Source organism: Pseudomonas sp. Con_6 (assembly GCF_059379395.1).
Window position 1 is genome coordinate 6,198,110 of record NZ_CM182011.1, and the last position, 24,080, is coordinate 6,222,189.

21 protein-coding genes are annotated in these 24,080 nt (G+C 63.6%); 9 read left to right on the top strand and 12 right to left on the bottom strand.

The window, feature by feature from the left end:
• The first annotated feature begins 13 nt into the window (after positions 1 to 13).
• The 3 genes from glyA to AC5QPF_RS28075 all read left to right on the top strand — a co-directional run bounded on the left by glyA (position 14) and on the right by AC5QPF_RS28075 (position 2,095).
• Positions 14 to 1,267: a serine hydroxymethyltransferase gene (glyA, locus tag AC5QPF_RS28065; protein WP_494960863.1), complete on the top strand. Its 1,254-nt coding sequence runs from the start codon at positions 14 to 16 to the stop codon at positions 1,265 to 1,267.
• A 149-nt stretch (positions 1,268 to 1,416) separates the two neighbouring features.
• A complete protein-coding gene (locus AC5QPF_RS28070; protein ID WP_494960864.1) occupies positions 1,417 to 1,776 on the top strand; it encodes a transcriptional regulator in 360 nt (119 codons plus the stop codon).
• Between the two features lies 1 nt (position 1,777).
• Entirely contained in the window at positions 1,778 to 2,095 is a 318-nt protein-coding gene (locus AC5QPF_RS28075) for a helix-turn-helix domain-containing protein (RefSeq protein ID WP_494960865.1), read from the top strand.
• 59 nt (positions 2,096 to 2,154) lie between these two features.
• Here AC5QPF_RS28075 and yjiA read toward each other — a convergent pair whose 3' ends face one another.
• The 3 genes from yjiA to AC5QPF_RS28090 all read right to left on the bottom strand — a co-directional run bounded on the left by yjiA (position 2,155) and on the right by AC5QPF_RS28090 (position 5,492).
• Positions 2,155 to 3,123 (bottom strand): GTPase, encoded by a 969-nt coding sequence (gene yjiA, locus AC5QPF_RS28080; RefSeq protein WP_494960866.1) that lies wholly within the window; start codon positions 3,121 to 3,123, stop codon positions 2,155 to 2,157.
• Between the two features lie 89 nt (positions 3,124 to 3,212).
• A complete protein-coding gene (locus AC5QPF_RS28085) occupies positions 3,213 to 3,410 on the bottom strand; it encodes a YbdD/YjiX family protein (RefSeq protein ID WP_330073925.1) in 198 nt (65 codons plus the stop codon).
• A gap of 15 nt (positions 3,411 to 3,425) precedes the next feature.
• Positions 3,426 to 5,492, bottom strand: coding sequence for a carbon starvation CstA family protein (locus tag AC5QPF_RS28090; protein WP_494960867.1), 2,067 nt, complete (start codon positions 5,490 to 5,492; stop codon positions 3,426 to 3,428).
• Positions 5,493 to 5,674: 182 nt separating this feature from the next.
• Between AC5QPF_RS28090 and AC5QPF_RS28095 the strand changes: the two genes are divergently transcribed.
• From AC5QPF_RS28095 to AC5QPF_RS28110, 4 genes are all read left to right on the top strand, one after another.
• Positions 5,675 to 6,040 (top strand): PilZ domain-containing protein, encoded by a 366-nt coding sequence (locus AC5QPF_RS28095; protein ID WP_494960868.1) that lies wholly within the window; start codon positions 5,675 to 5,677, stop codon positions 6,038 to 6,040.
• Between the two features lie 269 nt (positions 6,041 to 6,309).
• On the top strand, positions 6,310 to 7,824 hold the full coding sequence (locus AC5QPF_RS28100) for a solute carrier family 23 protein (RefSeq protein WP_494964269.1): 1,515 nt from the start codon (positions 6,310 to 6,312) through the stop codon (positions 7,822 to 7,824).
• A gap of 179 nt (positions 7,825 to 8,003) precedes the next feature.
• The gene (locus AC5QPF_RS28105) at positions 8,004 to 9,566 is read left to right on the top strand and encodes a DUF7868 domain-containing protein (RefSeq protein WP_494964270.1); all 1,563 of its coding nucleotides are present in this window, start codon (positions 8,004 to 8,006) and stop codon (positions 9,564 to 9,566) included.
• 2 nt (positions 9,567 to 9,568) lie between these two features.
• On the top strand, positions 9,569 to 10,381 hold the full coding sequence (locus tag AC5QPF_RS28110; protein ID WP_494960869.1) for a copper chaperone: 813 nt from the start codon (positions 9,569 to 9,571) through the stop codon (positions 10,379 to 10,381).
• Here the strand turns inward: AC5QPF_RS28110 and AC5QPF_RS28115 are convergent.
• The 8 genes from AC5QPF_RS28115 to radA form a co-directional block, all read right to left on the bottom strand.
• Positions 10,291 to 11,640: a TolC family outer membrane protein gene (locus AC5QPF_RS28115; protein WP_494960870.1), complete on the bottom strand. Its 1,350-nt coding sequence runs from the start codon at positions 11,638 to 11,640 to the stop codon at positions 10,291 to 10,293. The genes AC5QPF_RS28110 and AC5QPF_RS28115 overlap by 91 nt on opposite strands.
• Positions 11,640 to 12,983 carry an HlyD family type I secretion periplasmic adaptor subunit gene (locus AC5QPF_RS28120; RefSeq protein ID WP_494960871.1) on the bottom strand — a complete coding sequence of 448 codons (1,344 nt, stop codon included), beginning with the start codon at positions 12,981 to 12,983 and terminating at the stop codon, positions 11,640 to 11,642. The genes AC5QPF_RS28115 and AC5QPF_RS28120 overlap by 1 nt, the downstream gene beginning before the upstream one ends.
• A gap of 3 nt (positions 12,984 to 12,986) precedes the next feature.
• The gene (locus tag AC5QPF_RS28125; RefSeq protein WP_494960872.1) at positions 12,987 to 14,756 is read right to left on the bottom strand and encodes a type I secretion system permease/ATPase; all 1,770 of its coding nucleotides are present in this window, start codon (positions 14,754 to 14,756) and stop codon (positions 12,987 to 12,989) included.
• Between the two features lie 169 nt (positions 14,757 to 14,925).
• The gene (locus AC5QPF_RS28130) at positions 14,926 to 15,528 is read right to left on the bottom strand and encodes a heme acquisition protein HasA (protein ID WP_494960873.1); all 603 of its coding nucleotides are present in this window, start codon (positions 15,526 to 15,528) and stop codon (positions 14,926 to 14,928) included.
• An 81-nt stretch (positions 15,529 to 15,609) separates the two neighbouring features.
• Positions 15,610 to 18,294 carry a TonB-dependent hemoglobin/transferrin/lactoferrin family receptor gene (locus AC5QPF_RS28135; RefSeq protein ID WP_494964271.1) on the bottom strand — a complete coding sequence of 895 codons (2,685 nt, stop codon included), beginning with the start codon at positions 18,292 to 18,294 and terminating at the stop codon, positions 15,610 to 15,612.
• 329 nt (positions 18,295 to 18,623) lie between these two features.
• Positions 18,624 to 19,616, bottom strand: coding sequence for a FecR domain-containing protein (locus AC5QPF_RS28140; RefSeq protein WP_494960874.1), 993 nt, complete (start codon positions 19,614 to 19,616; stop codon positions 18,624 to 18,626).
• A gap of 68 nt (positions 19,617 to 19,684) precedes the next feature.
• Positions 19,685 to 20,188, bottom strand: coding sequence for a sigma-70 family RNA polymerase sigma factor (locus AC5QPF_RS28145; RefSeq protein WP_494960875.1), 504 nt, complete (start codon positions 20,186 to 20,188; stop codon positions 19,685 to 19,687).
• 83 nt (positions 20,189 to 20,271) lie between these two features.
• Positions 20,272 to 21,642: a DNA repair protein RadA gene (gene radA / locus AC5QPF_RS28150; RefSeq protein WP_330073936.1), complete on the bottom strand. Its 1,371-nt coding sequence runs from the start codon at positions 21,640 to 21,642 to the stop codon at positions 20,272 to 20,274.
• 168 nt (positions 21,643 to 21,810) lie between these two features.
• On the opposite strand from radA, the gene mscL reads away from it, so the two are divergent.
• Positions 21,811 to 22,224, top strand: coding sequence for a large-conductance mechanosensitive channel protein MscL (mscL, locus tag AC5QPF_RS28155; protein WP_494960876.1), 414 nt, complete (start codon positions 21,811 to 21,813; stop codon positions 22,222 to 22,224).
• A gap of 60 nt (positions 22,225 to 22,284) precedes the next feature.
• Here the strand turns inward: mscL and AC5QPF_RS28160 are convergent, their stop codons facing one another.
• The gene (locus AC5QPF_RS28160) at positions 22,285 to 23,061 is read right to left on the bottom strand and encodes an FAD-binding oxidoreductase (RefSeq protein ID WP_494960877.1); all 777 of its coding nucleotides are present in this window, start codon (positions 23,059 to 23,061) and stop codon (positions 22,285 to 22,287) included.
• 239 nt (positions 23,062 to 23,300) lie between these two features.
• On the opposite strand from AC5QPF_RS28160, the gene AC5QPF_RS28165 reads away from it, so the two are divergent.
• The gene (locus AC5QPF_RS28165; RefSeq protein WP_494960878.1) at positions 23,301 to 24,005 is read left to right on the top strand and encodes an autoinducer binding domain-containing protein; all 705 of its coding nucleotides are present in this window, start codon (positions 23,301 to 23,303) and stop codon (positions 24,003 to 24,005) included.
• Positions 24,006 to 24,080: the final 75 nt, after the last annotated feature.

The following is a 24,080-nucleotide window of genomic DNA, read 5'->3' on the forward strand; positions in this document are numbered from 1 at the left end:
CTTGAGGACCGCCATGTTCAGCCGTGATTTGACCATTGCCAAGTACGACGCCGAGCTCTTCGAAGCCATGCAGCAGGAAGCCCAGCGCCAGGAAGAGCACATCGAGCTGATCGCTTCGGAAAACTACACCAGCCCAGCCGTGATGGAAGCCCAAGGCTCGGTTCTGACCAACAAGTACGCCGAAGGCTACCCAGGCAAGCGTTACTACGGTGGTTGCGAGTACGTCGACGTGGTCGAGCAACTGGCCATCGACCGTGCCAAGGAACTGTTCGGCGCCGACTACGCCAACGTCCAGCCGCACGCCGGCTCCCAGGCCAACGCCGCCGTCTACCTGGCCCTGCTGCAGGCCGGTGACACCATCCTCGGCATGAGCCTGGCCCACGGCGGCCACCTGACCCACGGCGCCGCCGTGAGCTCGTCGGGCAAGCTGTACAACGCCATCCAGTACGGCATCGACGGCAACGGCCTGATCGACTACGACGAAGTCGAGCGCCTGGCGCTGGAGCACAAGCCGAAGATGATCGTTGCCGGTTTCTCGGCCTACTCGCAGGTCCTGGACTTCGCCCGCTTCCGTGAAATCGCCGACAAGGTCGGTGCCTACCTGTTCGTCGACATGGCCCACGTGGCCGGCCTGGTTGCCGCTGGCGTGTACCCGAACCCGGTTCCGTTCGCCGACGTCGTCACCACCACCACCCACAAGACCCTGCGTGGTCCACGTGGTGGCCTGATCCTGGCCCGTGCCAACGCCGACATCGAGAAGAAGCTGAACTCCGCGGTCTTCCCGGGCGCCCAGGGCGGCCCGCTGGAGCACGTGATCGCCGCCAAGGCCATCTGCTTCAAGGAAGCGCTGCAGCCTGAGTTCAAGGCTTACCAGCAGCAGGTCGTGAAAAACGCTCAGGCCATGGCCAGCGTGTTCATCGAGCGTGGTTTCGACGTGGTCTCCGGTGGTACCCAGAACCACCTGTTCCTGCTGTCGCTGATCAAGCAGGAGATTTCCGGTAAAGATGCCGACGCCGCCCTGGGCCGCGCCTACATCACCGTGAACAAGAACTCCGTACCGAACGACCCACGTTCCCCGTTCGTCACTTCCGGCCTGCGCTTCGGTACTCCAGCGGTCACCACTCGCGGCTTCAAGGAAGCCGAATGCAAGGAACTGGCTGGCTGGATCTGTGACATCCTGGCTGACCTGAACAACGAAGCGGTGATCGACGCCGTTCGCGAGAAGGTCAAGGCCATCTGCAAGAAGCTGCCGGTCTACGGCAACTGATTCAGGGCTGAACTGAAAAAACCGATGCCGGGTGACCGGCATCGGTTTTTTTATGCCTGATGGATCGCCACCGCTCCCACAGGGTCCGCGCTCGGCCGCCTTTTCAGTTACTTGCCAATGACCGCCAAAAATCGCCCAGCAGACGCAACTTGAAACGAACAACCGGGCAAGCCATACTCCCGCCGAGTACGGGTTTCCCGTACTCGGCGGCAATGCGAACAGTGATCGAAACACCAACGTTTCAGAAACACGCTGCCAGGCTTTGGTCTGATGACGAGCGGGTGGCATTCATTGATTGGGGCGCGCTCAACCCGCTGGCGGGGGATGTGGTCCCTGGGGCAGAGGGTGCGCGCAAGGTGCGCTGGACCAGGAGCGGTTGTGGAAAATCTGGCGGTACCCGAGTGATCTATTTCAACCTGACCGAAGATGAAATCGTTCTGCTGGTTGCCCTCTATGCAAAGGCCGAGTGCTCCAACATGAGCCCCGCTGAAATCGGCAAGGTGGTGTGATATGCGTGACATTGATATTGAAGCGGTTGCCAGAGCCATCGAGAGCGATGCTGGCGAAGCCATTCCAGACCTGCGCCAGGCGCTCCAGGAAGCGAAGACGGGGGCAGGACGAGTTACCACCCCGGAGCAGATGCTGGTCCGCCAGGCACGGGAGCGCTCCGGCCTGACCCAGGCGATATTCGCCGAACGTATCGCCACACCGGTGGCGACCCTGCGTGACTGGGAGCAAGGGCGCCATGTTCCGCCGGGGGGGGTGCTCTGCTTGATGCGCCTTATAGCCAGGCATCCCGAACTGTCGCAGGAACTGGCGAATCATTGAGAACGACACCTGACTCATTGATTTAGCAGGGACCTGTGGGAGCTGCGCTGTTACTCGGGTCAGTGCGCCAACGCCTCGAACCCCGCCCGGATCTTCTCTTCCGGCAACTGATCGGCAATGAACACCATCACGCTCTCTCGCACCTCCCCCTCAGCCCACTCGGTATCCCAGTCAAACCCATACAGCTTCAACACCCCCTGGAACACCAGCCGCCGATCCTCGCCAGCGACATTCAGCACGCCCTTGTAGCGCAGCAACTGCTTGCCATGCTCTTCCAGCAACTCGTTCATGAAGTCGCTGAGGCGATCGATATCCAGTGGCGTCTCCGTGCGCAGCACCAGGCTGGTGATCCGGTCCGGCGTGGCGGTTCCGCCCACCGGCCGCAGGATCATCCCGCCACCGAGGTCGGCATTGAGGTTGAAGCCGCGCACATCCAGCAACTCGGCCAGATCGATCTGGCCATGATCCACCACCCGCACCGGCGCGCGCCGGTTGATGCGGCCCAGGCGTGCGGTCAGCGCCTCGACCGTGGCGTCGTCCACCAGGTCGGTCTTGCTCAGCAGCAAGCGATCGGCAAACCCGACCTGGGCCTGGGCGATGGCCTGGGTCAGGTGCAACTCGGCATGCGCCGCGTCCACCAGGGTGATGATGCCGTCGAGGATGTAGCGCTCGCGCAGCTCCTCGTCGATGAAGAAGGTCTGCGCCACCGGCGCCGGGTCGGCCAGGCCGGTGCACTCGATCACCAGGCGGTCGAAGGCGATCTCGCCGCTGTCCAGGCGCTCCAGCAACAGGTACAGGGCCTTGGTCAGGTCGGTGTGGATACTGCAGCAGACACAGCCGTTGGCCAGGGTCATGACCTGCACCGGAGCATCGCCCAGCAGTTGGCTGTCGATGCCGGCATCGCTGAACTCGTTCTCGATGACGGCGATTTTCAGGCCGTGCTCGGCCTTGAGGATGTGCCGCAGCAAGGTGGTCTTGCCGGCACCGAGGAAGCCACTGAGCACGGTCACGGGAATGGGGGAATGCACGCGGAAAACTCTCCTGACGCTGAAAATGACTGTGGGAGCCCGGCGCGCCGGGCTCCCACAGGTTGTGTCACTGGCTCAAGCGCGGCCTTTCAGCAGCACTTGGGCCCACCCTTGCCGCCGTAACGGGCTTCCTGGCGTTCGCGGAAGAACGCCTCGTAGCTCATCACCGGTTTGTCCGGGTGCTTGCTCTTCATGTGCTCGACATAGTTGTCGTAGTCGGGCATACCGACCATCAGGCGGGCTGCCTGCCCCAGGTACTTACCCAGTCGACCCAGGTCGTTGAACATGACGGCGATCCTCTATCAAGCGTCCGGCAGGGCCTGGAACGGGGTTTCCTTGTCGCTGCGCTCCTTCTTGCCGAGGGCGGCGTAACCGACCTTGAGCGCGAAGAACAGCACACTGAACACCACGACCAGAAACAGCACGGTCAGGGTAGCGTTGGTGTAGGCGTTGAAGATCACGTGCTGCATCTGCGCAATGTCCTTGGCCGGGGCAATGACCTGGCCTGCGTCCAGCGCAGCGCTGTACTTCTTGGCCAGGGCCAGGAAGCCGACGGCCGGGTTCGGGTCGAACAGCTTGATCAGGCCCGCAGTGGTGGTGCAGATCAGCAGCCATACGGCCGGTACCAGGGTGACCCAGATGTAGCGCTGGCGCTTCATCTTGATCAGGACCACGGTACCCAGCATCAGCGCGATGCCGGCGAGCATCTGGTTGGAGATGCCGAACAGCGGCCACAAGGTATTGATGCCGCCCAGCGGATCGATCACGCCCTGGTACAGCAGGTAGCCCCAGAGCGCCACGCAACCGGCGGTGGCAAGCAGGTTGGCGCCCCACGACTCGGTACGCTTCAGCGCCGGGATAAAGCTGCCCAGCAGGTCCTGAAGCATGAAGCGTCCGGCACGGGTACCGGCGTCCACTGCAGTGAGGATGAACAGCGCCTCGAACAGGATCGCGAAGTGGTACCAGAAGGCCATGGTATTTTCACCCGGCAGCACCTGGTGGAGGATCTGCGCGATACCCACCGCCAGGGTCGGCGCACCACCGGCACGGGCCAGGATGGTGTGCTCGCCGATGTCACGGGCGGTCGCTTCCAGTTGCTCGGGGGTGATGGTGAAGCCCCAACTGCTGACAGTCTGGGCCACCGACACCACGTCGGCGCCGACCACTGCGGCAGGGCTGTTCATGGCGAAGTACACGCCCGGCTCGATCACCGAGGCGGCGACCATGGCCATGATGGCGACGAACGACTCCATCAGCATGCCGCCGTAGCCGATGTAGCGGGCGTTGACTTCGTTGTCCAGCAACTTCGGCGTGGTCCCCGAGGAGATCAGTGCGTGGAAGCCGGACACCGCGCCACAGGCAATGGTGATGAACAGGAACGGGAACAGGGTGCCCTTCCACACAGGGCCGGTGCCGTCGGTGAACTGGGTCAGCGCCGGCATTTTCAGCTCTGGAGCGATGATCAGGATGCCGATGGCCAGGGCGATGATGGTGCCGATCTTGAGGAAGGTCGACAGGTAGTCACGCGGCGCCAGCACCAGCCATACCGGCAGCACGGCGGCGACGAAGCCGTAGCCCACCAGCATCCAGGTGATCTGCACGCCGGTGAAGGTGAACGCCGGGCCCCATACCGGATCCGCTGCGATCTGGCCCCCCAGCCAGATCGACAGGAGCAGCAGGACGACGCCGATCACCGAGATCTCGCCGATATGCCCCGGACGGATATAGCGCATATAGATGCCCATGAACATCGCGATCGGGATGGTCGCCATCACGGTGAACATGCCCCATGGGCTCTCGGCCAGGGCCTTCACCACGATCAGTGCGAGCACCGCGAGGATGATGATCATGATCAGGAAGCAGCCGAACAGGGCGATGGTCCCGGGGATGCGGCCCATTTCCTCGCGCACCATGTCGCCCAGGGAACGGCCGTTGCGGCGGGTGGAGAGGAACAGGATCATGAAGTCCTGCACCGCACCGGCCAGCACCACGCCGGCGATCAGCCACAAGGTGCCGGGCAGGTAGCCCATCTGTGCGGCGAGCACCGGACCGACCAGGGGACCGGCGCCTGCAATCGCGGCGAAATGATGGCCGAATAGAATGTGCTTGTTGGTCGGGACGTAGTCCAGGCCATCGTTGTTGAGCACCGCAGGCGTAGCCCGGCGCGGGTCCAGTTGCATCACCTTGGTGGCGATGAACAGGCTGTAGTAACGGTACGCGACCAGGTAGATCGCCACCGAGGCGACGACAATCCACAAGGCATTGATGGCTTCGCCACGCCGCAGGGCAACCACCCCGAGCGCACAGGCCCCTAGTACTGCCAGCGCCAGCCAGGGGATATGGCGGGCCAGGCTATTATTGTTGTTCATGGTTCGCTTCCAGCTAGTGGATAAAAGTTAGCCTTCCGAGTCTAGCGAGAGTCGTCGGAAAGGCCAGCCCCAACGTTGGTCTAGAGCCTCCAAGGCCCATGGCCACCAGGCAAGATTGCGCCCCTTGGCGGGCGCTGGCAAGCACTGCGCTATAGTTCAGAAGTCCCCCCGGAGGCCCGAGCATGAACGAGCAGAACGAACGTCGACGCTTCAAACGCATTGCCTTCGATGCCCCCACCGAACTGATCCAGGGCGAGCGCCGCTGGCCGGTCGAACTGATCGATATCTCCCTCAAGGGCCTGCTGGTCGAATCCCCCGCCGACTGGGACGGCGACGGCGAGCAACCGTTCAACGCACATATCCACCTGAACAAGGAAGCTCGGGTGACGATGCAGGTGCAACTGCGTCATGTCGAGGACACCCAGCTGGGTTTTGTCTGTCTGCACATCGATATCGAGTCGATGGGACATTTACGCCGCCTTATCGAGCTGAACCTGGCAAATCGCACCGAACTGGAGCGTGAATTCCACGAATTGATCGAAGTTTAAAAACTTTTAGCTTGCTATCGAATTTCCCTCCCTCGGCTTTCTTGTCCACTAAGACAGCTTTTTTCGCGCTGTACACGGTTTTTTCATAGCTGTGATACAGCGCGCCTGCATAACTGGAACGATTGATGCACAGGATAAACGGCCAAATCTATGGCCCTACTGTTCCTGCGCCAATCGATAAATTGTATACAATTTTGCTGGCAATCGAATGCATGGAGTGTCTACAGTAGCGCCACAACAATAAAACAGAGACCCATGCTCCCATGAACATGTCCGCACCCAGCACGTCTCCCGCTCAACGTCCCGAGGACGAAAACCTCGGTCTCGGCGCCAACCTGGCCTATGGCCTGCAGCACGTCCTGACCATGTATGGAGGGATCGTCGCCGTACCCCTGATTCTCGGTCAGGCGGCTGGCCTGACGCCGGCCGAGATCGGCCTGCTGATCGCCGCCTCCCTGTTCGCCGGTGGCTTGGCCACGCTCCTGCAAACCCTCGGCCTGCCGTTCTTCGGCTGCCAGTTGCCACTGGTCCAGGGCGTATCGTTCGCCGGGGTGGCGACCATGGGTGCGATCATCAGCACCGAAGGCGGTGGTGGCCTGCCGGGCGTGCTCGGTGCAGTGATGGCCGCGTCGTTCATCGGCTTCCTGATCACACCGATCTTCTCGCGCATCACCAAGTTCTTCCCGCCGCTGGTGACCGGCATCGTCATCACCACCATCGGCCTGACCCTGATGCCGGTGGCGGCACGCTGGGTGATGGGCGGCAACAGCAAGTCGCCGGACTTCGGCAGCATGGCCAACATCGGCCTGGCGGCGCTGACCTTCGGTATCGTACTGGCCCTGAGCAAGCTGGGCAGCGCGGCCATCTCGCGGCTGTCGATCCTCCTGGCGATGGTCATCGGCACCCTGATCGCCTGGTCGCTGGGCATGGCCGACTTCAGCAAGGTCATGGAAGGCCCGCTGGTAGCGTTCCCGACGCCATTCCATTTCGGCATGCCGACCTTCCACATCGCCGCGATCCTGTCGATGTGCATCGTGATCATCGTAACCCTGGTGGAAACCTCGGCGGACATCCTCGCCGTCGGTGAAATCATCGACACCAAGGTCGACTCGCGTCGTCTCGGCGACGGCCTGCGCGCCGACATGGCCTCGAGCATCCTTGCGCCAATCTTCGGTTCCTTCACCCAGAGCGCCTTCGCCCAGAACGTCGGCCTGGTCGCCGTGACCGGAGTGAAGAGCCGCTACGTGGTAGCCACCGGCGGCGTGATCCTGGTAGTCCTCGGCCTGCTGCCGATCATGGGCCGGGTGATTGCCGCGGTACCGACCTCGGTACTCGGTGGCGCCGGTATCGTGCTGTTCGGCACCGTGGCCGCCAGCGGCATCCGCACCCTGTCCAAGGTGGAATACAAGAACAACATGAACCTGATCATCGTCGCCGCCTCCCTGGGCTTCGGCATGATCCCGATCGCCGCACCGAACTTCTACGATCACTTCCCGCGCTGGTTCGAAACCATCTTCCACTCGGGCATCAGCTCGGCGGCGATCATGGCCATTGCCCTGAACCTGCTGTTCAACCACCTCAAGGCCGGCAATTCCGACCAGCAGTCCGTGTTCGCTGCCGGCTATGAGCGCACAGTGGTTTACTCCGATATCTCTGCCCTGCGTGACGGCGATTACTTCAAGGACGGCAAGCTGTTCGATGCCGACGGCAAGGAAATCCCGATGGTCGCCGAAGGAGAACATGCCGGAACGGCGTCACGACGAAAGGCCGTCGCTGAACACTGATGACACGGCAGTAGCAACAGGGGTCGATGCGCAAGCATCGGCCCCTTTTTCATTGGTTGGCGCACAGATGTTTAGTACAACAAACCGACACAGGGATATGGCATTTTGCCGTCACGGGTCTATCGTCATCGAGCCCGAACGGAACACACCCCATCACAAGGAACAGGGAGAACGTGAACATGACTTATGTGCGCAAGGATCTGTGGAAGCTCGGCGAAACCTGGAACCCGACCCTGCTGTGGTATGCCAAGGCGATCCAGGTACTTCAAAAGCGTCCGATCACTGACCCCACCAGCTGGCGTTTCCTCGCCGCCATCCACGGTTTCAAGGAAGCATTGTGGATAACCGATGGCTACTACCAGAAAGGCGAGAAACTGCCATCCGCCGATGACCGCGAACTGTTCTGGGACCAGTGCCAGCACCGCACCTGGTTCTTCCTGCCGTGGCACCGTCCCTATCTGTTGGCGTTCGAACAGATCATCCGTAGCGAAATCATCAAGCTAAACGGCCCTGCAGACTGGGCCCTGCCCTACTGGGACTACGACGATTACGTGGCGCGTCCGGAAACTCTCGGGTTGCCCCAGGAGTTCTATGACGAAACCCTCCCCGACGGCACGCCGAATCCCCTGGCCCTGCCGGTCAACCTGCGCTATGGCACACAGGGCGATGGTGTCATCCAGCTCGACCCCGTGCAGCTTGACCTTGCCACCGCAATCAAAGCCGTGCCCTACACCAGTGACGATGACGTCGCCACCGGCTTTGGCGGCCCGGTCACCGGTTTCAACCACGGTGAGCGACGCGACCATATCTTCGGCCTGCTGGAAAGCAGTCCACACAACAACGTCCACGACATGGTCGGGGGCAACAACGGCCTGCCGGACACTTCGCCCGACTACCACGAGGGCCTGATGGCCGATCCGCGCACCGCAGGTCTGGATCCGGTGTTCTGGCTGCATCACGCCAACATCGACCGTCTCTGGCAGGTCTGGCTCAACCGTGACCCCAGCCATCAGAACCCGACCGAGTCAGAGTTCGTCGACGGCCCACCAGCAGGACGTCCCTTCATCTTCCCGGACGAGAACGGCGAGAGCACTTTCTGGAAAGTTCATCAGACTCTTGATCTGAACGCGCTGGGCTATGCCTACGAGAGCTACCACGATCCGATCCCCAAAACGTCGCAGGCACCGAAGGAAGCTGTTGCCTTCAGCGCTCGACCAACGGTGGCCAGCGTGAAGAAACCTGTAGTCGAACTGATCGGCGCCAACAGCGACAAGCTGCAATTGCACGGCCACAAGAGCACTACCCAGGTCCGTCTGGACAAACCAGGCGTGGCCAAAGTGGCAAAAGGCCTCGCAGCAAAAAGCCTGCTTGCTGAAAACGCCGCGGCGCCAACCCACGAACGGGTATTCCTCAATCTGGAAAACATCCGTGGACGCAGGAACAGCCTGTTTATCGAAGTCTATGTCAACTTGCCCGACGGCGAGTCACCTTCGACCCATCCGGAATTGCGTGCTGGTGGGGTATCGCTGTTCGGTGTCGCCGCAGCCAGTGATGCCAACGACCCTCACGGCGGCAGTGGTATCAGTGCCTCGTTGGAGATCACCGGGATCGTCGATGCACTGCGTGCCAAGGGCGAGCTCGACCTGAGCCATCTACAAGTCAGCTTGCATCCCCGCAAACCGCTGGTCAGCGGCGACGATATCTCCATCGGACGCATCAGCATCTACCGTAAAGGCGAGTGAAGATGGGCGTCAGGCAACGTAGCATCGCCTGGCTGAACAGTCCCTGGCCCTGGCTGGCAACCGCCAGCCTGGCGGGTTGGGCGGCACTGCTGGGAGCGCCGACGCAAGCGGCGCTCCCAGTGTTCTGCGGTTCGATTGCCGATCTGCTCTCGGCACTGGGCTGGCGCGGCATCACTCAGGCGCTGGTACTCGACCCAATGGGGCTGTGGCAATCCTGGTTGGTGATGTTGCTAGCCATGATGCCCTTGCTGCTCAACAACCCCATGCGCACGTTGTGGCAACGCAGCCTGCCACGCCGCCGCCCAGTGGCGGTGATGCTCTTCGTGACAGGCTACGTGTTGGTGTGGAGTGTCGCCGGGGTCGTGCTGACCTTGTTGTCAATCGGCCTCAAGTTGCTGGCCGGCGATGCCATCTGGCCTGCGACGCTATCGGCGATCCTGATCGTGCTGGTCTGGCAAGCCACGCCGCTCAAGCAGAAAAGCCTGAATCGCTGCCATGCGTCCCCCCGGATCTCCGCGTTTGGCTGGCAGGTCGTGCGCGATTGCGTGGGCTACGGCGTCACCAAGGGTAGTTGGTGCGTCCTGGCCTGCTGGCCGGCGATGCTCTTGCCGATGCTGGTACAGCAAGGTCATCTGCTGGTGATGCTGCTGTGCATGGCCTGGTTGATACATGAACGCCAGCGCCGAGCCCGCTCGATTCGCTGGCGCTGGCCAGTGCCGACGCCTCAGCGGCTGGCGGTGGCCTTTGCGCCGCGGCTGACGAAATATCTGTCCAGCTTCTGCAAGTCACTGGCTTCCAGAGTCCCCGCCAGATAGTGAACCTGCAGCCAGGCCCGCAAGTAGTCATAGCGGGCCTGGGCCAGGTCACGTCGGGCGCTGTACAGCTGCTGCTCGGCATTCAACACATCAAGATTGACCCGCTCCCCGCCCGCCACACTCTTGCGCGTCGCCTCGATCAAGCGATCCGCTGAATCCTCCGCCAGTTCATAGGCACGAATCTTCGCCACGCTGCTGGCACACAGGTTGAACTGCTTGCGCAACTCGTTGAGGGTCTCGTTGAGCAAGCCGTCCAGTTGGTATTGCACCTGGTCGCGCTGGGCTGTGGCCTGGCGGGTCGCCGCCGAGACACCACCGCCAGCGAACAGCGGCATGCTCAGCTGGATACCGACGCTGTCGGTGTCGTAGCGCTGGTTGTAGGTGCTCTCCGAACTGGAACTGGAACGCCCGGTACTGGCATAGGCGCTGAGGCTGGGCAGGTGCCCGGCGCGGTTGCGTTCGATGCCATGGTCGGCGACTTCGACAGCATGCCGCTGGGCGATCAGTTGCGCGTTGTTGCCCACCGCCAGGCTGCGCCAATGCTCGAAGTTACCCGGCGCCAGCGGCTCGACCTTGAAGCCCTTGGCCAACGGCGCCAGGTCTTCCACTTCCACCGGCTCGCCGATGATCGCCTGCAGGGCGCGTAAGGCCGCGTCCAGGTTGTCCGTGGACTCGATCTCCTGGGCCTTGGCCAACTCGTAGCGGGCGCGGGTTTCCAGGACATCGGTGCGGGTGCCCTCGCCGCCCTTGAACAGACGTTCATTGAGGGTCAGTTGCTCGGCGTAGGCGCGCCGTTGCGCCTGGGCCAGGGCGATCTGCTCGCTGGCGAACAGCGCTTCGCTGTAGGCCTGGAACAGGCGCACCGCCAGCTCCTGGCCGCGCCCGCGAAACTGCGCATCGGCCAGCAGCGCCTTGGCCACGCCCTGGCGATAGTCGGCCCAGGCGGCGTAGTCGAACAGCGGTTGCTGCAGGGTCAGGGTCGAGGTGTAGCTGCGGTAGTCGCGCTGGGTGGTGAGATTGCCGACCGTGGTGCTCTGGGTCACCTCGGAGTCGTTGCGCGCGTTGGTGTAGCGGTACGACAGGTTGGGCAGCAGACGCGCCCGGCCGATGGCACGGTTCTCCTGGCCGGCATCGCGCTCGGCGATGGCGGCATGAAAGGTCGGATCGTTGCGCAGAGCCAAGGCATAGGCATCGCTCAGTTCGAGGGCCGCGGCGGGCAGGCTCAGGCCCAGCAGAATCAGGCAGGACAACAGGCGCATCATTCCTCCGCCAGGGCGACGTGGGCCCGGTCGGTCAGCGGCTTGAACAGGTAATTGAGCAGCGAGCGCTCGCCAGTGCGGACGAAGGTCTCCACCGGCATACCCGGTCGGATGTCCTTGCCGACCAACTGGCGCAGGCCGTCCTCGCCGACACGCACGCGGACCTGGTAATAGGGCTGGCCGTTCTTCTCGTCCACCAGACGATCGGCGGACACCAGGGTCACCTCGCCCTCGACCCGCGGCGTGGTGCTCTGGTTGAAGGCGACGAACAGCAGTTCCACCGGCAGTCCAGGATGCAGACGGTCGATCAGTTCCACCGAAGCCCTGGCATCCACCAGCAGCGGCACGTCACGGGGCACGATTTCCATCAGCGACTGGCCGCGGGCAATCACCCCGCCGTTGGTGAACACGCTGGAGCCCACCACGGTGCCACTGGCGGGAGCCTTGACCTCGGTGCTGGCCAGGTCGAAAGCGGCGCTGCGCAGGCGGTTGCCGAGGTCGGCAGCACTGGACTGCGCCTCAGTCAGTTGCTGGCTGACTTCTCGCTGGTATTCCTGCTGGCGCTGAGCGATACGCAGCCTGAGTTCCTGCAACTGGCGGCGGGTCCGGCCAAGGTTGCCGAGGTCTTCGGAGATCGCGCCGTTGACCTGCGCATACAAGCGTTCGTTTTCCAGCAGACGGTTGCGCGGGATATAGCCGTCGCGGGCGAGCTCGCGCAGGCCTTGTAGTTGCTCTTGCAAGGCGGCGCGCTGCTCCTGCTTGGCCACCATCGAACCCTGCAGGCCATCGAGACTGGCCTGGGAGCCGGCAATGTTCTCGCGCAGCCCGTCCAGCTCCATGCCCAGCGCCTGATGGCGACTGGTCAGCAGTTGCCGCTGGGTTTCAAGGATGGCTGCAAGCCAGGGTTCGCTGGCATCCTTCAACAATTCAGGAGAAAACTGCACCGTCGCCTGGCCCGCACGCTCGGCCAGCAGTCGGGCCTGCATGGCCCGAGCGGTGAGCAACTGGACCCGCAGCGACTCGTGCTGGGCACGCGCCTGTGTCGCGTCGAGGCGCAGCAGCACCTGCCCCGCGGTGACCTGATCGCCATCGCGCACCAGCAACTGTTCGATCACTCCGCCAGTGGGGTGCTGCACGGCCTGTCGACTGCCGGCCACCACCACGTTGCCGGACAACGGCACGCCCTTGTCCAGCGGGGCCAGGGCGGCCCAGAGCATGAAGCCGCCGAAGCCGGCGAGGACCATCCACAGCCCGATCCGCGCCGGGCGGCGCTCGTCCATGTTCAGGACATTGTCGGCCCGTACCGCGTCTTTCGGCTCGGGCAGTTGAACGCTTGCATTCATCGGTCAGGCTCTCGGTGTGCCGTAGCTCATGCTCACGGTGGTGGGACTGCGCAGGGCGGTAGGGGCAGCGGTGGGCACGGCGGCGGGACGGGCATTGCGCTGCAGGTCCTGGAGCACCCGCGCGGTGGGACCGAAGGCCTGCAACTGGCCGTTCTGCAGGACCAGGAGTTTTTCCAGACCGGCCAGCAAGGCGGGCTTGTGCGTAATGAGGATCAACGTGCGGCGCTGCTCGCGGACCTTGGCGATGGCCGCCAGCAGCGCCTGCTCGCCGGCTTCGTCGAGGTTGGAGTCAGGCTCGTCGAGGACGATCAGCGCCGGCAGGCGGTACAGCGCCCGGGCCAGACCGATGCGCTGGCGCTGACCGCCGGAAAGGCCGCTGCCACCGTCGCCCAGCAGCGTGTCGTAGCCAGCCGGGAACTTGAGGATCATGTCGTGCACGCCAGCCAGTTGCGCCGCGGCGACCACGGCCTCGGCGTCCACCTCGCCGAGCCGGGCGATGTTGTCGGCGATGCTGCCGGCGAACAGTTGCACGTCCTGCGGCAGGTAGCCGATGTGCTGGCCGAGGGCGACCTTATCCCACTGTTGCAGGTCGGCGCCGTCGAGGCGGACCTTGCCGTCGAAGGGTTTCGCCGCGCCGACCAGCAGTCGCGCGAGGGTCGATTTACCTGAGCCGGAAGCGCCGATGATGCCCAGGGAATCGCCCGCGTCGAGGGCAAACCCGAGATTGCTCAGGCACGGCTTGCGCGTCCCCGGCAGCATCGCTACCACCTGCTCCACCGCCAGGCGGCCGGTAGGGGCCGGCAGCGGCATGGCCTCGGGTCGAGCAGGTTGGGCCTGCAGCAGTTCGTTGAGACGGACATAGGCCTGGCGCGCCGAGCCCCACTGGCGCCAGACCGCGATCAGTTGGTCGATCGGCGCCAGCACCCGGCCCATGAGGATCGAGCCGGCGACCATCATCCCCGGGCTCACCTGCTTCTCCAGAGCCAGCCAGGCGCCGAGGCCGAGCACCAGGGATTGCAGGGTCATGCGCAGGGTCCGCGACAGCGCCGCGATCACCGCCGCACGTTCACTGCCATGGTTCTGCAGCCCGAGAAAGCCATGGTGCAACGTGGTCCAACGCTGGCGCACGGCATCGAGCATGCCCATGGCCTCAATGGCCTCGGCGTTGCGCAGGTTGCCGCCGGCCTGCAGGCTGGCTTGCCGGGACAGGCGCCCGGCCTCGGCGAACGGCTCGCGGGTCAGGCGCTCGTTGAGCCAGGCCAGCACCGTCAGCAGCACCGCGCCGACCAGCGCCATCAGCCCCAGCCACGGACTGAACAGGAACATCACCCCCAGGTACACCGGGAACCACGGCGCATCGAAAAAGGCGAACAGCGCCTGGCCGGTGGCGAACTGGCGCAGGCTGGTCAGGTCAGCCAGCACCTGCCCGGCGGCGCCCTTGCTGCCAGCCAGGCTGGCTTCATAGGCGGCCTGGAACACCCGCGGGTTGAGACGCAGGTCCATCCGCGTACCGAGGCGGATCACCACCAGACTGCGCACCCACTCCAGCAGGCCCATGAAGCCGAACAGACCGACAATCATCAGGCTCAGCATCAGCAGGGTCATCTCATTGCCCGAGGACAGCACCCGGTCGTAGACCTGCAGCATGTACAGGGCCGGCGCCAGCATCAGCAGGTTGATCACCGCGGTGAACACACCGACATTGGCGAAGCCGGCGCGGCAGGCCTTGAGCGCCTGGCGCACTTCATTGCCCGAAACGGGAGCGGTTCCCATTGCTTGGATTCCTCGCAGACAGCGACGGCAGGTGATTGCTTTCACCGCACCCTCGCCACAGAATTCGCACCACCGCAGCCTGGGCCCGGCAAAGACACGGGCTGCGGGGTAAATGCAGCAGATCAGCGAATGCCAGGGTGACCTGCCATTCGCTTTTTATTGCCCGCTATCACGCAGCCAGGGCCAGGTCGTCGACCTGCGACTGAACACCGACGGCGGTGGCCGAGGAGGCAGCCAGGGCAGCACTGATATCGGCGAAGGTGCTGTCGGTGGACACGCCGTAGCTGGCCAGCAGGGTGTCCAGCACGCCTTCCAGGGCCGAAGTGTTGCCTTGCATCAGGCCGTAGATGACCTGGTGCACGTCGTTGCCGGTGCGGCCGGCGCCCAGTACGGAGTCCAGATCCAGGCCGGAGAAGGTGACCACGTAGTTGCTCAGGGTGAAGTCGCTGCCGCTGCCGCCACCCAGCACTTCGCCGAGGGAAACCTTGTCCAGCGAGCCGTACAGGTAGTGATTCAGGTTGTCGGTGGCACCCAGCGCCGGGTTCCACACGTAGTGCAGACCGTTGGTGTCGTTGCTGTCGGCAATGAACGCGTAGTCGGAGGTACCGCGACCGTGAGTACCGTATTGGTCGCCATCACGGCTGCCGTTGCTGAAACCGCCGGTGTTGCTGTAGCCGTGGCCGGCGGTGACGAAACCGGCAGTCCAGAAGGCCAGGTAGTCGTCAACGGTCGAGCTGGCAAAGGCGGCATCGTAAGTAACGGAGATGGTCATAACGCTTCCTCGTTGTTGCATCGTGAAGTCGAAGGCAGCATCCGTGCCTTCGCGTTGCCCGGAATGGGCGAACACGGTGGATCAGAATCGGTATTCGAGCATGCCGCTCAAGGTGCGGCCGCGGGCCAGCGACAGGTTGTTGCCGTCGCCCATGGCCACCAGATAGGCCTCGTCGGTGGCGTTTTCCAGCGCCAGCGACAGGTTCAGGTCAGGTGTCGCCCAGTAGCTGGCGTAGAGGTCGTAGACCTTGTACTTGGGCCATTGCGCCTGATCCATCAGGTTGTAGTTGTGGCTATCGAGGTTCTTGCCGTTACCCTCGCTGTAGCGCATACGCATGCCGACATCGAGGGTACGTTCCAGCAAGCGCATGCCCAGGGTCAGCGCGCCGCGGTCGGCCGGCATGTAGCTGGCGTTGCCCATGATGTCGTTGCATCTGACGCTGGCATCGAGGTCGGGCGCGGATTCGGCCCGCGAGACGCGTACCGGCAGCATGATGATCCGGCTGCCAACCCGCACGGGACGCAGCTCGGTGCCCACGTTTACCAGGCGCTGGGCGCCGCCCATGTACCACTGGTTCGAGCAGAATTCGTTGGTGCCGATCATGTGCGTGTAGCTGAGCTGCCCGTAGTAGGCGCCAGCGTCGTAGTCGAGGCTGTACTCCACGCCACGGAACTTGGTGGTTTCCAGGTTGTTCTGGTAGGCCGAGCGGCCCAGGGCGATGCCGCCCACGCTTTCTCCGGGCAGGGTGACGTTGGTGTCCATGAACGAGAAGTTGTCGATGCGCGTATCGAAGTAGGCAACTTTGGCGCCGAAGCGGTCGCCCTCACGCAGCAGTGACTCCTTGAAGATGTTCAGCCCCAATTCCCAGTTGTGCGACTCCTCGGGCTTGAGGAAGGGGTTGGGATAAACCATCTCGGCGCCACCGCCGCCATGCGGGCGGCCGCTCATGAAGACCTCGGTGACCGCTGGCGGACGCCAGCCGCGGCCCCAGCGGGTGTAGACCTGGAGCCAGTCCAGGCCCGGCTTCACCGCGACCCCGAAGGTTGGGGAGAAACGCCCTTCTTCGGTTTCGTCGTCGAAGATCATGTGGGTTTCCTGACGGGTCAGGCTGGTCTCGGTGACGCCCATCGGGTACATCCAGGTGGTCACCCCGGTGTTGCCGCTGAGGCGGTAACGGTCATAGCGCAAGCCGGCGTCCAGGGTCAGCCAGTCGGCATGTTCGTAGGTCAGGTTGCCGAACGCGCTGGCCATCGCCCGCTTGCCCTTGGGGTTGGCCCCGCCAGGAATGTAAGGCAGCGACACCACCTCGTTAGGTGCGGCGATACGATTGGTGCTGGGCCGGAAGGTGTCCTGGAACAACTCGGTGCCGTAGTTGAAGATCAGGGTGTCGGCCGTACCGATGTGCCAGCGCGAGGTGTTTTCCAGTTGCAGGCCGAGGGTGTCAGTGCGGAACTGGTCGGTGTAGGCCTCGACTCGGTTGCCGCTGCTGGCGGACGAACCGTTGCTCTCGTTCCAGCGATCCTGCCGGGTAGTCACGTAGTAGAGCTTGGCCTTGAAGTCGATCAGGTCATTGTCAGGGTTGAAGCTGTAGTCGAGCGCAGCGTTCTTCGCGTTGATGTCGTTGGTGCCGGTGACATGGTAGTAGTAGCGGTCGGTCGTGGAGTCGAGGTAGGTCCAGGCGTCCTTGCTGTCGGTGTCTGTCTCGAAGTAGCTGAACTGCAGGCGCTGGTCTTCGGCGAAGTTGAGGCCGAGCTTGAATATTTCGGAACGGGTGATGCTATCCATCGCACCGACTTCGCCGTTCAGCCAGCCTTTCCAGGCTTGCGGCCTGAAGGTCTTGGTGCGGATCTCGGTGCCGAGGTTGTCGGCGTTCTGCGTACCGCTGCGGTAATCGCCGAAATGTCGCTCGCTGTAGCCGACCATCACGTCACCGATTTCGTTTCCCGCTGCAAACAGCGCGCTGCCGTTGAAATAAGTGCCATTGCCCAGCTCGCCAATGCCGTGACCGGCACGGATACGACCACCGATTTCCTTGCCTGGGCCGAGCAGGTCGCTGGCCTGGAGCGTGTCGAAGCTGGCGATGCCGCCGATCACCCCGGCGCCACCCATGCCGGCTGAGGTGCCCTTGTCGATCTCGATGTCCTTGACGAACTCCGGGTCGATGAACATCACGCCATTGCGTTGCTGGTGGCCATTGACGCTGAAGTTCTGGCGCATGCCGTCGATGTTCATGTTGACCCGGCCGTAGTCCTGCACGCCGCGAATGTTTACCGACAGGCCCGGGTCGCGCTGGTTGACTGCGGTGTAGACGCCGGCGGTCTGCTCCAGCATGTCGGCGGCATGACGCGGCGGGCGCTTGTCGATCTGGTCGCGGGTGATCACGCTGACCGAGCGTGGCGTGGTGTAGACCCAGTCCGCATCGCCGTGCGACTGGACACGCGTGGCGCCCAGCTCCAGGGCCTTGCCATCCTCGCTCAGACGTTCCAGGCCGACCTGGTCGTTGCCGCTGAAGCGGTAGCGAACCGGGTTGCCGCCCAGCAGCAGGGCCAGGCCCTGTTCGGCGGTATGTTCACCGTGCAGGCCCTCGCTGCGCAGGCCGGCCAGCTTGCGGCTGTCGAAGAACACCTGGACCTTGGCCTGCTCGGCGAAGGCCAGCACGGCGCTGTCGAGGGCCTGGGCCGGGATGTCGAAACGGACCAGCGCGCTGCGCTGGCTGGCGTTCGGGTTCTGCTCGGCCGCCTGGGCCATGCCGATCCCCATCGGCATCAGGCAGGCGCCCAGCGCCAGGCTGCAGGCCAGGGCAACCGGGTTGAGGCGAAAACGTCGTTGTTGTGGATTGGTCACTTGGTGTGGCTCGCTGTGTTGGCGTTTTTCTAGTAATGAAAATCAATCTCAACAAACAGACGAGCGGGGCTGAGAAAGTCAGTAAATTATTTTTTAGGACATTTCATGGAGGGGGTTGGGAGGCAGGATTTGCGGGGCTTTCAAGGGCCTCATCGCGGGCAACGCCCGCTCCCACAAGGCCAGCGGTGCATGCGCTCCTTATGGGAGCGGGCGTTGCCCGCGATGAGGCCCTCAAGGGCAAAGAAAATCTGTCAGTAGAGCAGGGTCAGCCCAGCCACATCGACCCGCTTGACCTTCAGCTCATCAGTGAGCATCACCAGCGCCTGGTCCAGGTTGTCCAGGCGGAACATGCCACTGACCTCACGCTTTGCCAGCGCCGAATCGGTGATCAGCACATGCCCGCCGCGATAGCGATTGATCTGTTCGGCCACCCGCACCAGTGGCTCGCGCTCGAAGATCAGCAGCCCGCGCTGCCAGGCACTGGCCCGCCGCGGATCCTGCTCCGGCCAGGCACGAATGCCATGCTGGAGGTCGTAGCGCAGGCTTTCCCCTTCGTTGAGCACGCGCTCGGCCGGCGGCTCGGCCAGGCTCACCCGGGTGCTGTGTTCGAGCATGCCGACCCAGCCGCCCTGCCCTTCCTCGCCGACCACGAAACGCGTACCCAGCGCCCGGGTAGTGGCCCCCGCGTATTCGACCACGAACGGCCGAGACTCCCGCGCGCCGATCGGCGCCGCCTCGAACACCGCATCACCGGACAACAACCGCACCCGTCGCTCGCTGGCGCTGTAGGCGACGCTGATGGCGCTGCGGCTGTCGAGATCGACCTTGCTGCCATCCGGCAGGGTCACCTGGCGGATCTCGCCGCGAGCGGTGACGTAGTCGGCACTCATGCGCTGCAACAGGTCCGGGGCACGATCCACGGCGAACACAGCGACCAGCAATGCCGCCGCCGTGCTGCTCGCCCAGCGCAGGCGCGAGCGGCGGCGTCGGCCGCCAAGCGGTCGTGAAGTCTCGGGCAACGCATGGGTTGCCGGCATGACTTGTGTTTCGTCCAGATGCCCGAGACGCCCCAGATCGGCCCAGGTCGTCCGGGCGAAGGCCAACGCCCGTTCGTGCCGCGGATCGCTGTCGCGCCAGGCGGCCAACGCCTGCTCCTGCGCGGGGCTCAGGCACCCGGCGTCCAGCAGCACCGCCCACTCGGCGGCCTGCTCGCGAATTGCTTGCTCTGGCGGGTTCTGGCTCACACGGTTCTCTCGAATTCTGCTTATGAAAGGACTGACGTCTGAAGGCGCATTGTTCAGTAAACCGTTCGTCATTCCTGTTCCTGCAAACACTGCATCACATAGGCCAGTGCCCGGGAAAGATGCTTCTGCACCGAACTGTCGGAAATATCCAGGCGCCTGGCCACTTCGGCGTGGGTCAGGCCCTCCAGGCGATTAAGGCGGAAGATCTCGCGGGTGCGCGGCGGCAGTTCGTTCATCGCCGCGCGCAGCCGGCGCATGTGCTGCTCGGCGGCGGTGCTCTCTTCCAGGCCGAGGCTGTCTTCGACGATGCCTTCAAGAGCCTCGTGGGGGACCAGGTCGGTCTTGCGCCGCTGTTGCTGGCGCAGGTGATCGATCATCAGGTTGTGCGCCGTGCGATAGAGGTATGCCGGCGTGTTGTCGATACGCTCGCCGGACTGCTGCTCGGCCAGGCGCAGGAAGCTTTCCTGCACCAGGTCGGCGGCCAGTTGCGGATCGCGCACCTTGCGCGTGAGCAGGCCCTGCAGGGTCTTCGCGTGCTTGAGGAACAGGCGCTTGAGGTCGGACTCCGCCACGCGAACTCCAGGGGGCTATCGGAATGGAGGCGCCATGCTACTCGTTAGTGAGAATCACTTGCAAGAAGACGCTTCCCCTCGGTTCACTCCTCGAACAGCGCGTCCAGGGCCTGTTCCAGGCGGGTCACCGCGATCACCTGCAAGCCCGCCGGCGACTCCTTCGGCGCGTTGCCCTTGGGCACGATGGCGCGCTTGAAGCCGTGCTTGGCCGCTTCCTTCAAGCGCTCCTGCCCGCTCGGCACCGGGCGCACCTCGCCGGACAGGCCAACCTCGCCGAATACCAGCAACCCCTGGGATAAGGGCTTGTTGCGCAGGCTCGACATCACCGCGGCCAGCAGCGCCAGGTCGGAGGCGGTCTCCAGCACCTTTACCCCACCGACCACGTTGAGGAACACGTCTTGGTCGTGGGTCGGAATGCCACCGTGGCGATGCAGCACCGCCAGGAGCATGGCCAGACGGTTCTGATCGAGGCCGAGCGTCACCCGCCGCGGGTTGGCCAGGTGGCTGTCGTCCACCAGTGCCTGCACTTCCACCAGCATCGGCCGGGTACCTTCCCAGGTGGCCATGACCACGCTGCCGGGCACGGCTTCCTGGGTGCGAGTGAGGAAAATCGCCGAGGGGTTGGAGACTTCTTTCAGGCCACGGTCGGTCATGCCGAACACGCCCAGTTCGTTGACCGCGCCGAAGCGGTTCTTCACCGCCCGCAGCAGGCGCAGGCGGCCGTCGGACTCGCCTTCGAAATACAACACGGTGTCGACCATGTGCTCCAGCACCCGCGGACCGGCCAGGGCGCCTTCCTTGGTCACGTGGCCGACGAGGAAGATCGCCGTACCGCTCTGCTTGGCGTAGCGCACCAGCAAGGCGGCGCTTTCGCGGACCTGGGCAACGCCGCCCGGCGCCGATTGCAACTGCTCGGTGAAGATGGTCTGGATCGAGTCGATCACCATCACCTTGGGCTTCTCGCTGCGGGCAGTGGCGATGATGCTTTCGATGCAGGTCTCGGTCATTACCCGCAACTGGTCCAGGGGCAGGCCCAGGCGCCGGCCGCGCATGGCCACCTGTTGCTGGGACTCCTCACCGGTGACGTACAGCGCCGGCATGCGCGAGGCGATATGGCAGAGGGTCTGCAGGAGGATGGTCGATTTGCCGATGCCAGGGTCGCCGCCAATCAGCACCACCGAGCCGTCCACCAGGCCGCCGCCGAGGACCCGGTCAAGCTCGGCGCTCGCGGTGGAGAAACGCGGGATTTCCTCGATGGAGACTTCGGCGAGGGTCTTGATCTGCGCCTGCTGCCCGGCCCAGCCGGTGCGGCCACTGGGTGCCGCCGCGCCGCCGCTCTCGATCATGGTTTCGGTCAGGGTGTTCCAGGCGCCGCATTCACCGCACTGGCCGGCCCATTTCGGAAAGGTCGCGCCGCACTCGGTGCAGCCGTACAAGCGCTTGGCCTTGGCCATGGGCAATCTCCTAGAAAAAGTCGCCATGATAGCCGCCGCGTCGCGCCAGGCGCCAATCGCGACCAAACCATTGGCGATGAGCGGGGTCATTTGTAGTTCGCGCAGCGCATGAAGCCAGCGGCTGAATTACACTGCGTTGACCCTTTCAATTGTTACAAGGAATAAACCATGGGCCTGATCAGTGAATTCAAAGCCTTTGCGGTCAAGGGCAATGTCGTCGACATGGCCGTCGGTATCATCGTCGGCGCCGCCTTCGGCAAGATCGTTTCTTCGTTTGTCGGCGATGTGGTGATGCCGCCCCTGGGGTTGTTGATTGGCGGGGTGGACTTCAGTGATCTGGCGGTGGTGCTGAAAGCGGCACAAGGCGATACGCCAGCGGTGGTGCTGGCCTACGGCAAGTTCATCCAGACCGTGATCGACTTCCTGATCGTGGCGTTCGCGATCTTCATGGGCATCAAGGCGATCAACCGGCTGAAGCGCGAAGAGGCGGTGGCGCCGTCCGTACCGCCGGCGCCGACGCCGCAGGAGACCCTGCTGACCGAGATTCGGGACCTGCTCAAGGCGCAGAACAACAAGCCTTGAAAGCTTCGCGGCCCCTGTGGCAGCGGGTTTACCCGCTCCCACAGGGGATCGCGTCCAGCTTTACCAGTAGGTCTCGACCGCCACCTGCCCCGGTCGCCGGCTCAGGCTCAGGTTCAGGTCACGCGCTTTCAGCACCTTGCGCGTATCGTCGATCATCTCGGGGTTGCCACAGAGCATCACCCGCGAATGCTCCGGAATCAGCTCCAGCCCCGCCGCCCGCTCCAGCTCGCCGTTTTCGATCAGCGTGGTGATGCGCCCGTTCAGCGCCCCCGGATGCTGCTCGCGGGTCACCACCGGAATGAACTGCAGCTTGCCAGCGTACTCCGCGAGGTATTCACGTTTCTCCAGGCCTTCGATCAGGTCGAGATAGGCCAGCTCGCGCGCCTCGCGTACCGAATACACCAGCTTGATCCGCTCGAAGCGCTCCCAGGCCTCGAAGTCCTGCAGGATCGAGAGGAAGGGCGCGATCCCCGTCCCGGTCGCCAGCAACCAAAGGTCGCGACCATCGACGAAACGGTCAAGGGTCAGGTAGCCGAAGGCCTGGCGGTCGATCAGCAGCTCATCGCCCTCGCGCAGGCGGCTCAGCTCACTGGTGAACTCCCCACCCGGGACGACGATGGAATAGAAGTCCAGGTGTTCGTCGAACGGCGACGACACCATCGAATAGGCGCGCCAGACCACGCTGCCGTCAGCCTTGGTCACGCCCAGGCGGGCGAACTGTCCGGCGCGGAAGCGGAAACCGGCATCGCGGGTGGTGCGCAGGCTGAACAGGTTGGGGGTCAGCGGCTGGACGTCGAGGAGGGTCTGGCGGGTGTGTTTCTCCGCGCTGGCAGTCATGGTTCGCTCCACAAATCAGGTGCGCCCAGTTTCGCGCAAAGCCGGGGGAATAAACACCGTCGGTTTGTAGTGACTTCGTCAGTGGCCAGACCCAAACATCGCGTTTAACCCGGATACCCTTTACTAGCCATGACATAGGTCAACTTATAGCGAAAAAAACCAATCACGCTGTAGGACAATTCCTATACTCACCTGACACCGCTCGGCTAATTGGATCCATAGACAGGGAGCAACCACCAATGCCGCACTGGAAGCAGGAGCAGCTCGAACGCCTGACCTCGGAACAAGACCCCGAGCGCATCTTCGAATCCGCCGTGTCCCTGGCACAACAACTGGAGATGGAGTATCTCGGGCTGGTGGTGCAAAGCCAGACTACCGGCATGACCCCGCAAGTGCTGATGTTCAACAACTATTCCGCCGAGTGGAACGCCCATTACCAACAGCACAACTATCTCGCCCTCGATCCGACCTTCAGCCATTGCCGGCATTCACTGATTCCACTGCTCTGGGAAGACGACCTGTTCAATGAAGTCCCGCAATTGCGCGAGGACGCCAAGGCTCACGGACTGGCGCACGGCTGGAGCCAGGCAGCCCACGATATCCGCGGCAACAACAGCATGCTCAGCCTGGCGCGCAGCGAACAGCCCATCAGTATCATCGAGTTCTACGACAAGACCGGCCAAGCCCTGTGGCTGTGCAATGTCATGCACACGGTCATGCTCGAACGCATCAATCCCCTGCAGCCCAATGGTTTCGGCCTCTCGTGCCGAGAGCGCGAAGTGTTGAAATGGTCCGCCGCCGGCAAGACCGCCTCGGACATCGCCTGCATCCTCACCCTGTCGCAGAGCACGGTGAACTTCCATATCCGCAGCGTCATCACCAAGATGCACGCCAACAACAAGGCCGGTGCCGTGGCCATCGCCGCCCTGCACGGACTGCTCTGACCCCGCAGCACGGCAAAGCCCTGTAGAATCGGCGCCTGTCTGTCACTGCCCGGGCAGTGCACGCCCATGCCCCAG

Bases quoted from the DNA above. Each gene is read 5' to 3' on its own strand.
- radA (WP_330073936.1), bottom strand. From the start codon at position 21,642: ATGGCCAAGGCCAAGCGCTTGTACGGCTGCACCGAGTGCGGCGCGACC.
- AC5QPF_RS28095 (WP_494960868.1), top strand. From the start codon at position 5,675: ATGAACGAGCAGAACGAACGTCGACGCTTCAAACGCATTGCCTTCGAT.
- AC5QPF_RS28075 (WP_494960865.1), top strand. From the start codon at position 1,778: ATGCGTGACATTGATATTGAAGCGGTTGCCAGAGCCATCGAGAGCGAT.
- AC5QPF_RS28165 (WP_494960878.1), top strand. From the start codon at position 23,301: ATGCCGCACTGGAAGCAGGAGCAGCTCGAACGCCTGACCTCGGAACAA.
- glyA (WP_494960863.1), top strand. From the start codon at position 14: ATGTTCAGCCGTGATTTGACCATTGCCAAGTACGACGCCGAGCTCTTC.
- AC5QPF_RS28125 (WP_494960872.1), bottom strand. From the start codon at position 14,756: ATGGGAACCGCTCCCGTTTCGGGCAATGAAGTGCGCCAGGCGCTCAAG.
- AC5QPF_RS28090 (WP_494960867.1), bottom strand. From the start codon at position 5,492: ATGAACAACAATAATAGCCTGGCCCGCCATATCCCCTGGCTGGCGCTG.
- AC5QPF_RS28085 (WP_330073925.1), bottom strand. From the start codon at position 3,410: ATGTTCAACGACCTGGGTCGACTGGGTAAGTACCTGGGGCAGGCAGCC.
- AC5QPF_RS28120 (WP_494960871.1), bottom strand. From the start codon at position 12,983: ATGAATGCAAGCGTTCAACTGCCCGAGCCGAAAGACGCGGTACGGGCC.
- AC5QPF_RS28105 (WP_494964270.1), top strand. From the start codon at position 8,004: ATGACTTATGTGCGCAAGGATCTGTGGAAGCTCGGCGAAACCTGGAAC.
- AC5QPF_RS28115 (WP_494960870.1), bottom strand. From the start codon at position 11,640: ATGCGCCTGTTGTCCTGCCTGATTCTGCTGGGCCTGAGCCTGCCCGCC.
- AC5QPF_RS28100 (WP_494964269.1), top strand. From the start codon at position 6,310: ATGTCCGCACCCAGCACGTCTCCCGCTCAACGTCCCGAGGACGAAAAC.
- mscL (WP_494960876.1), top strand. From the start codon at position 21,811: ATGGGCCTGATCAGTGAATTCAAAGCCTTTGCGGTCAAGGGCAATGTC.
- AC5QPF_RS28110 (WP_494960869.1), top strand. From the start codon at position 9,569: ATGGGCGTCAGGCAACGTAGCATCGCCTGGCTGAACAGTCCCTGGCCC.
- AC5QPF_RS28160 (WP_494960877.1), bottom strand. From the start codon at position 23,061: ATGACTGCCAGCGCGGAGAAACACACCCGCCAGACCCTCCTCGACGTC.
- AC5QPF_RS28130 (WP_494960873.1), bottom strand. From the start codon at position 15,528: ATGACCATCTCCGTTACTTACGATGCCGCCTTTGCCAGCTCGACCGTT.
- AC5QPF_RS28135 (WP_494964271.1), bottom strand. From the start codon at position 18,294: ATGCCGATGGGGATCGGCATGGCCCAGGCGGCCGAGCAGAACCCGAAC.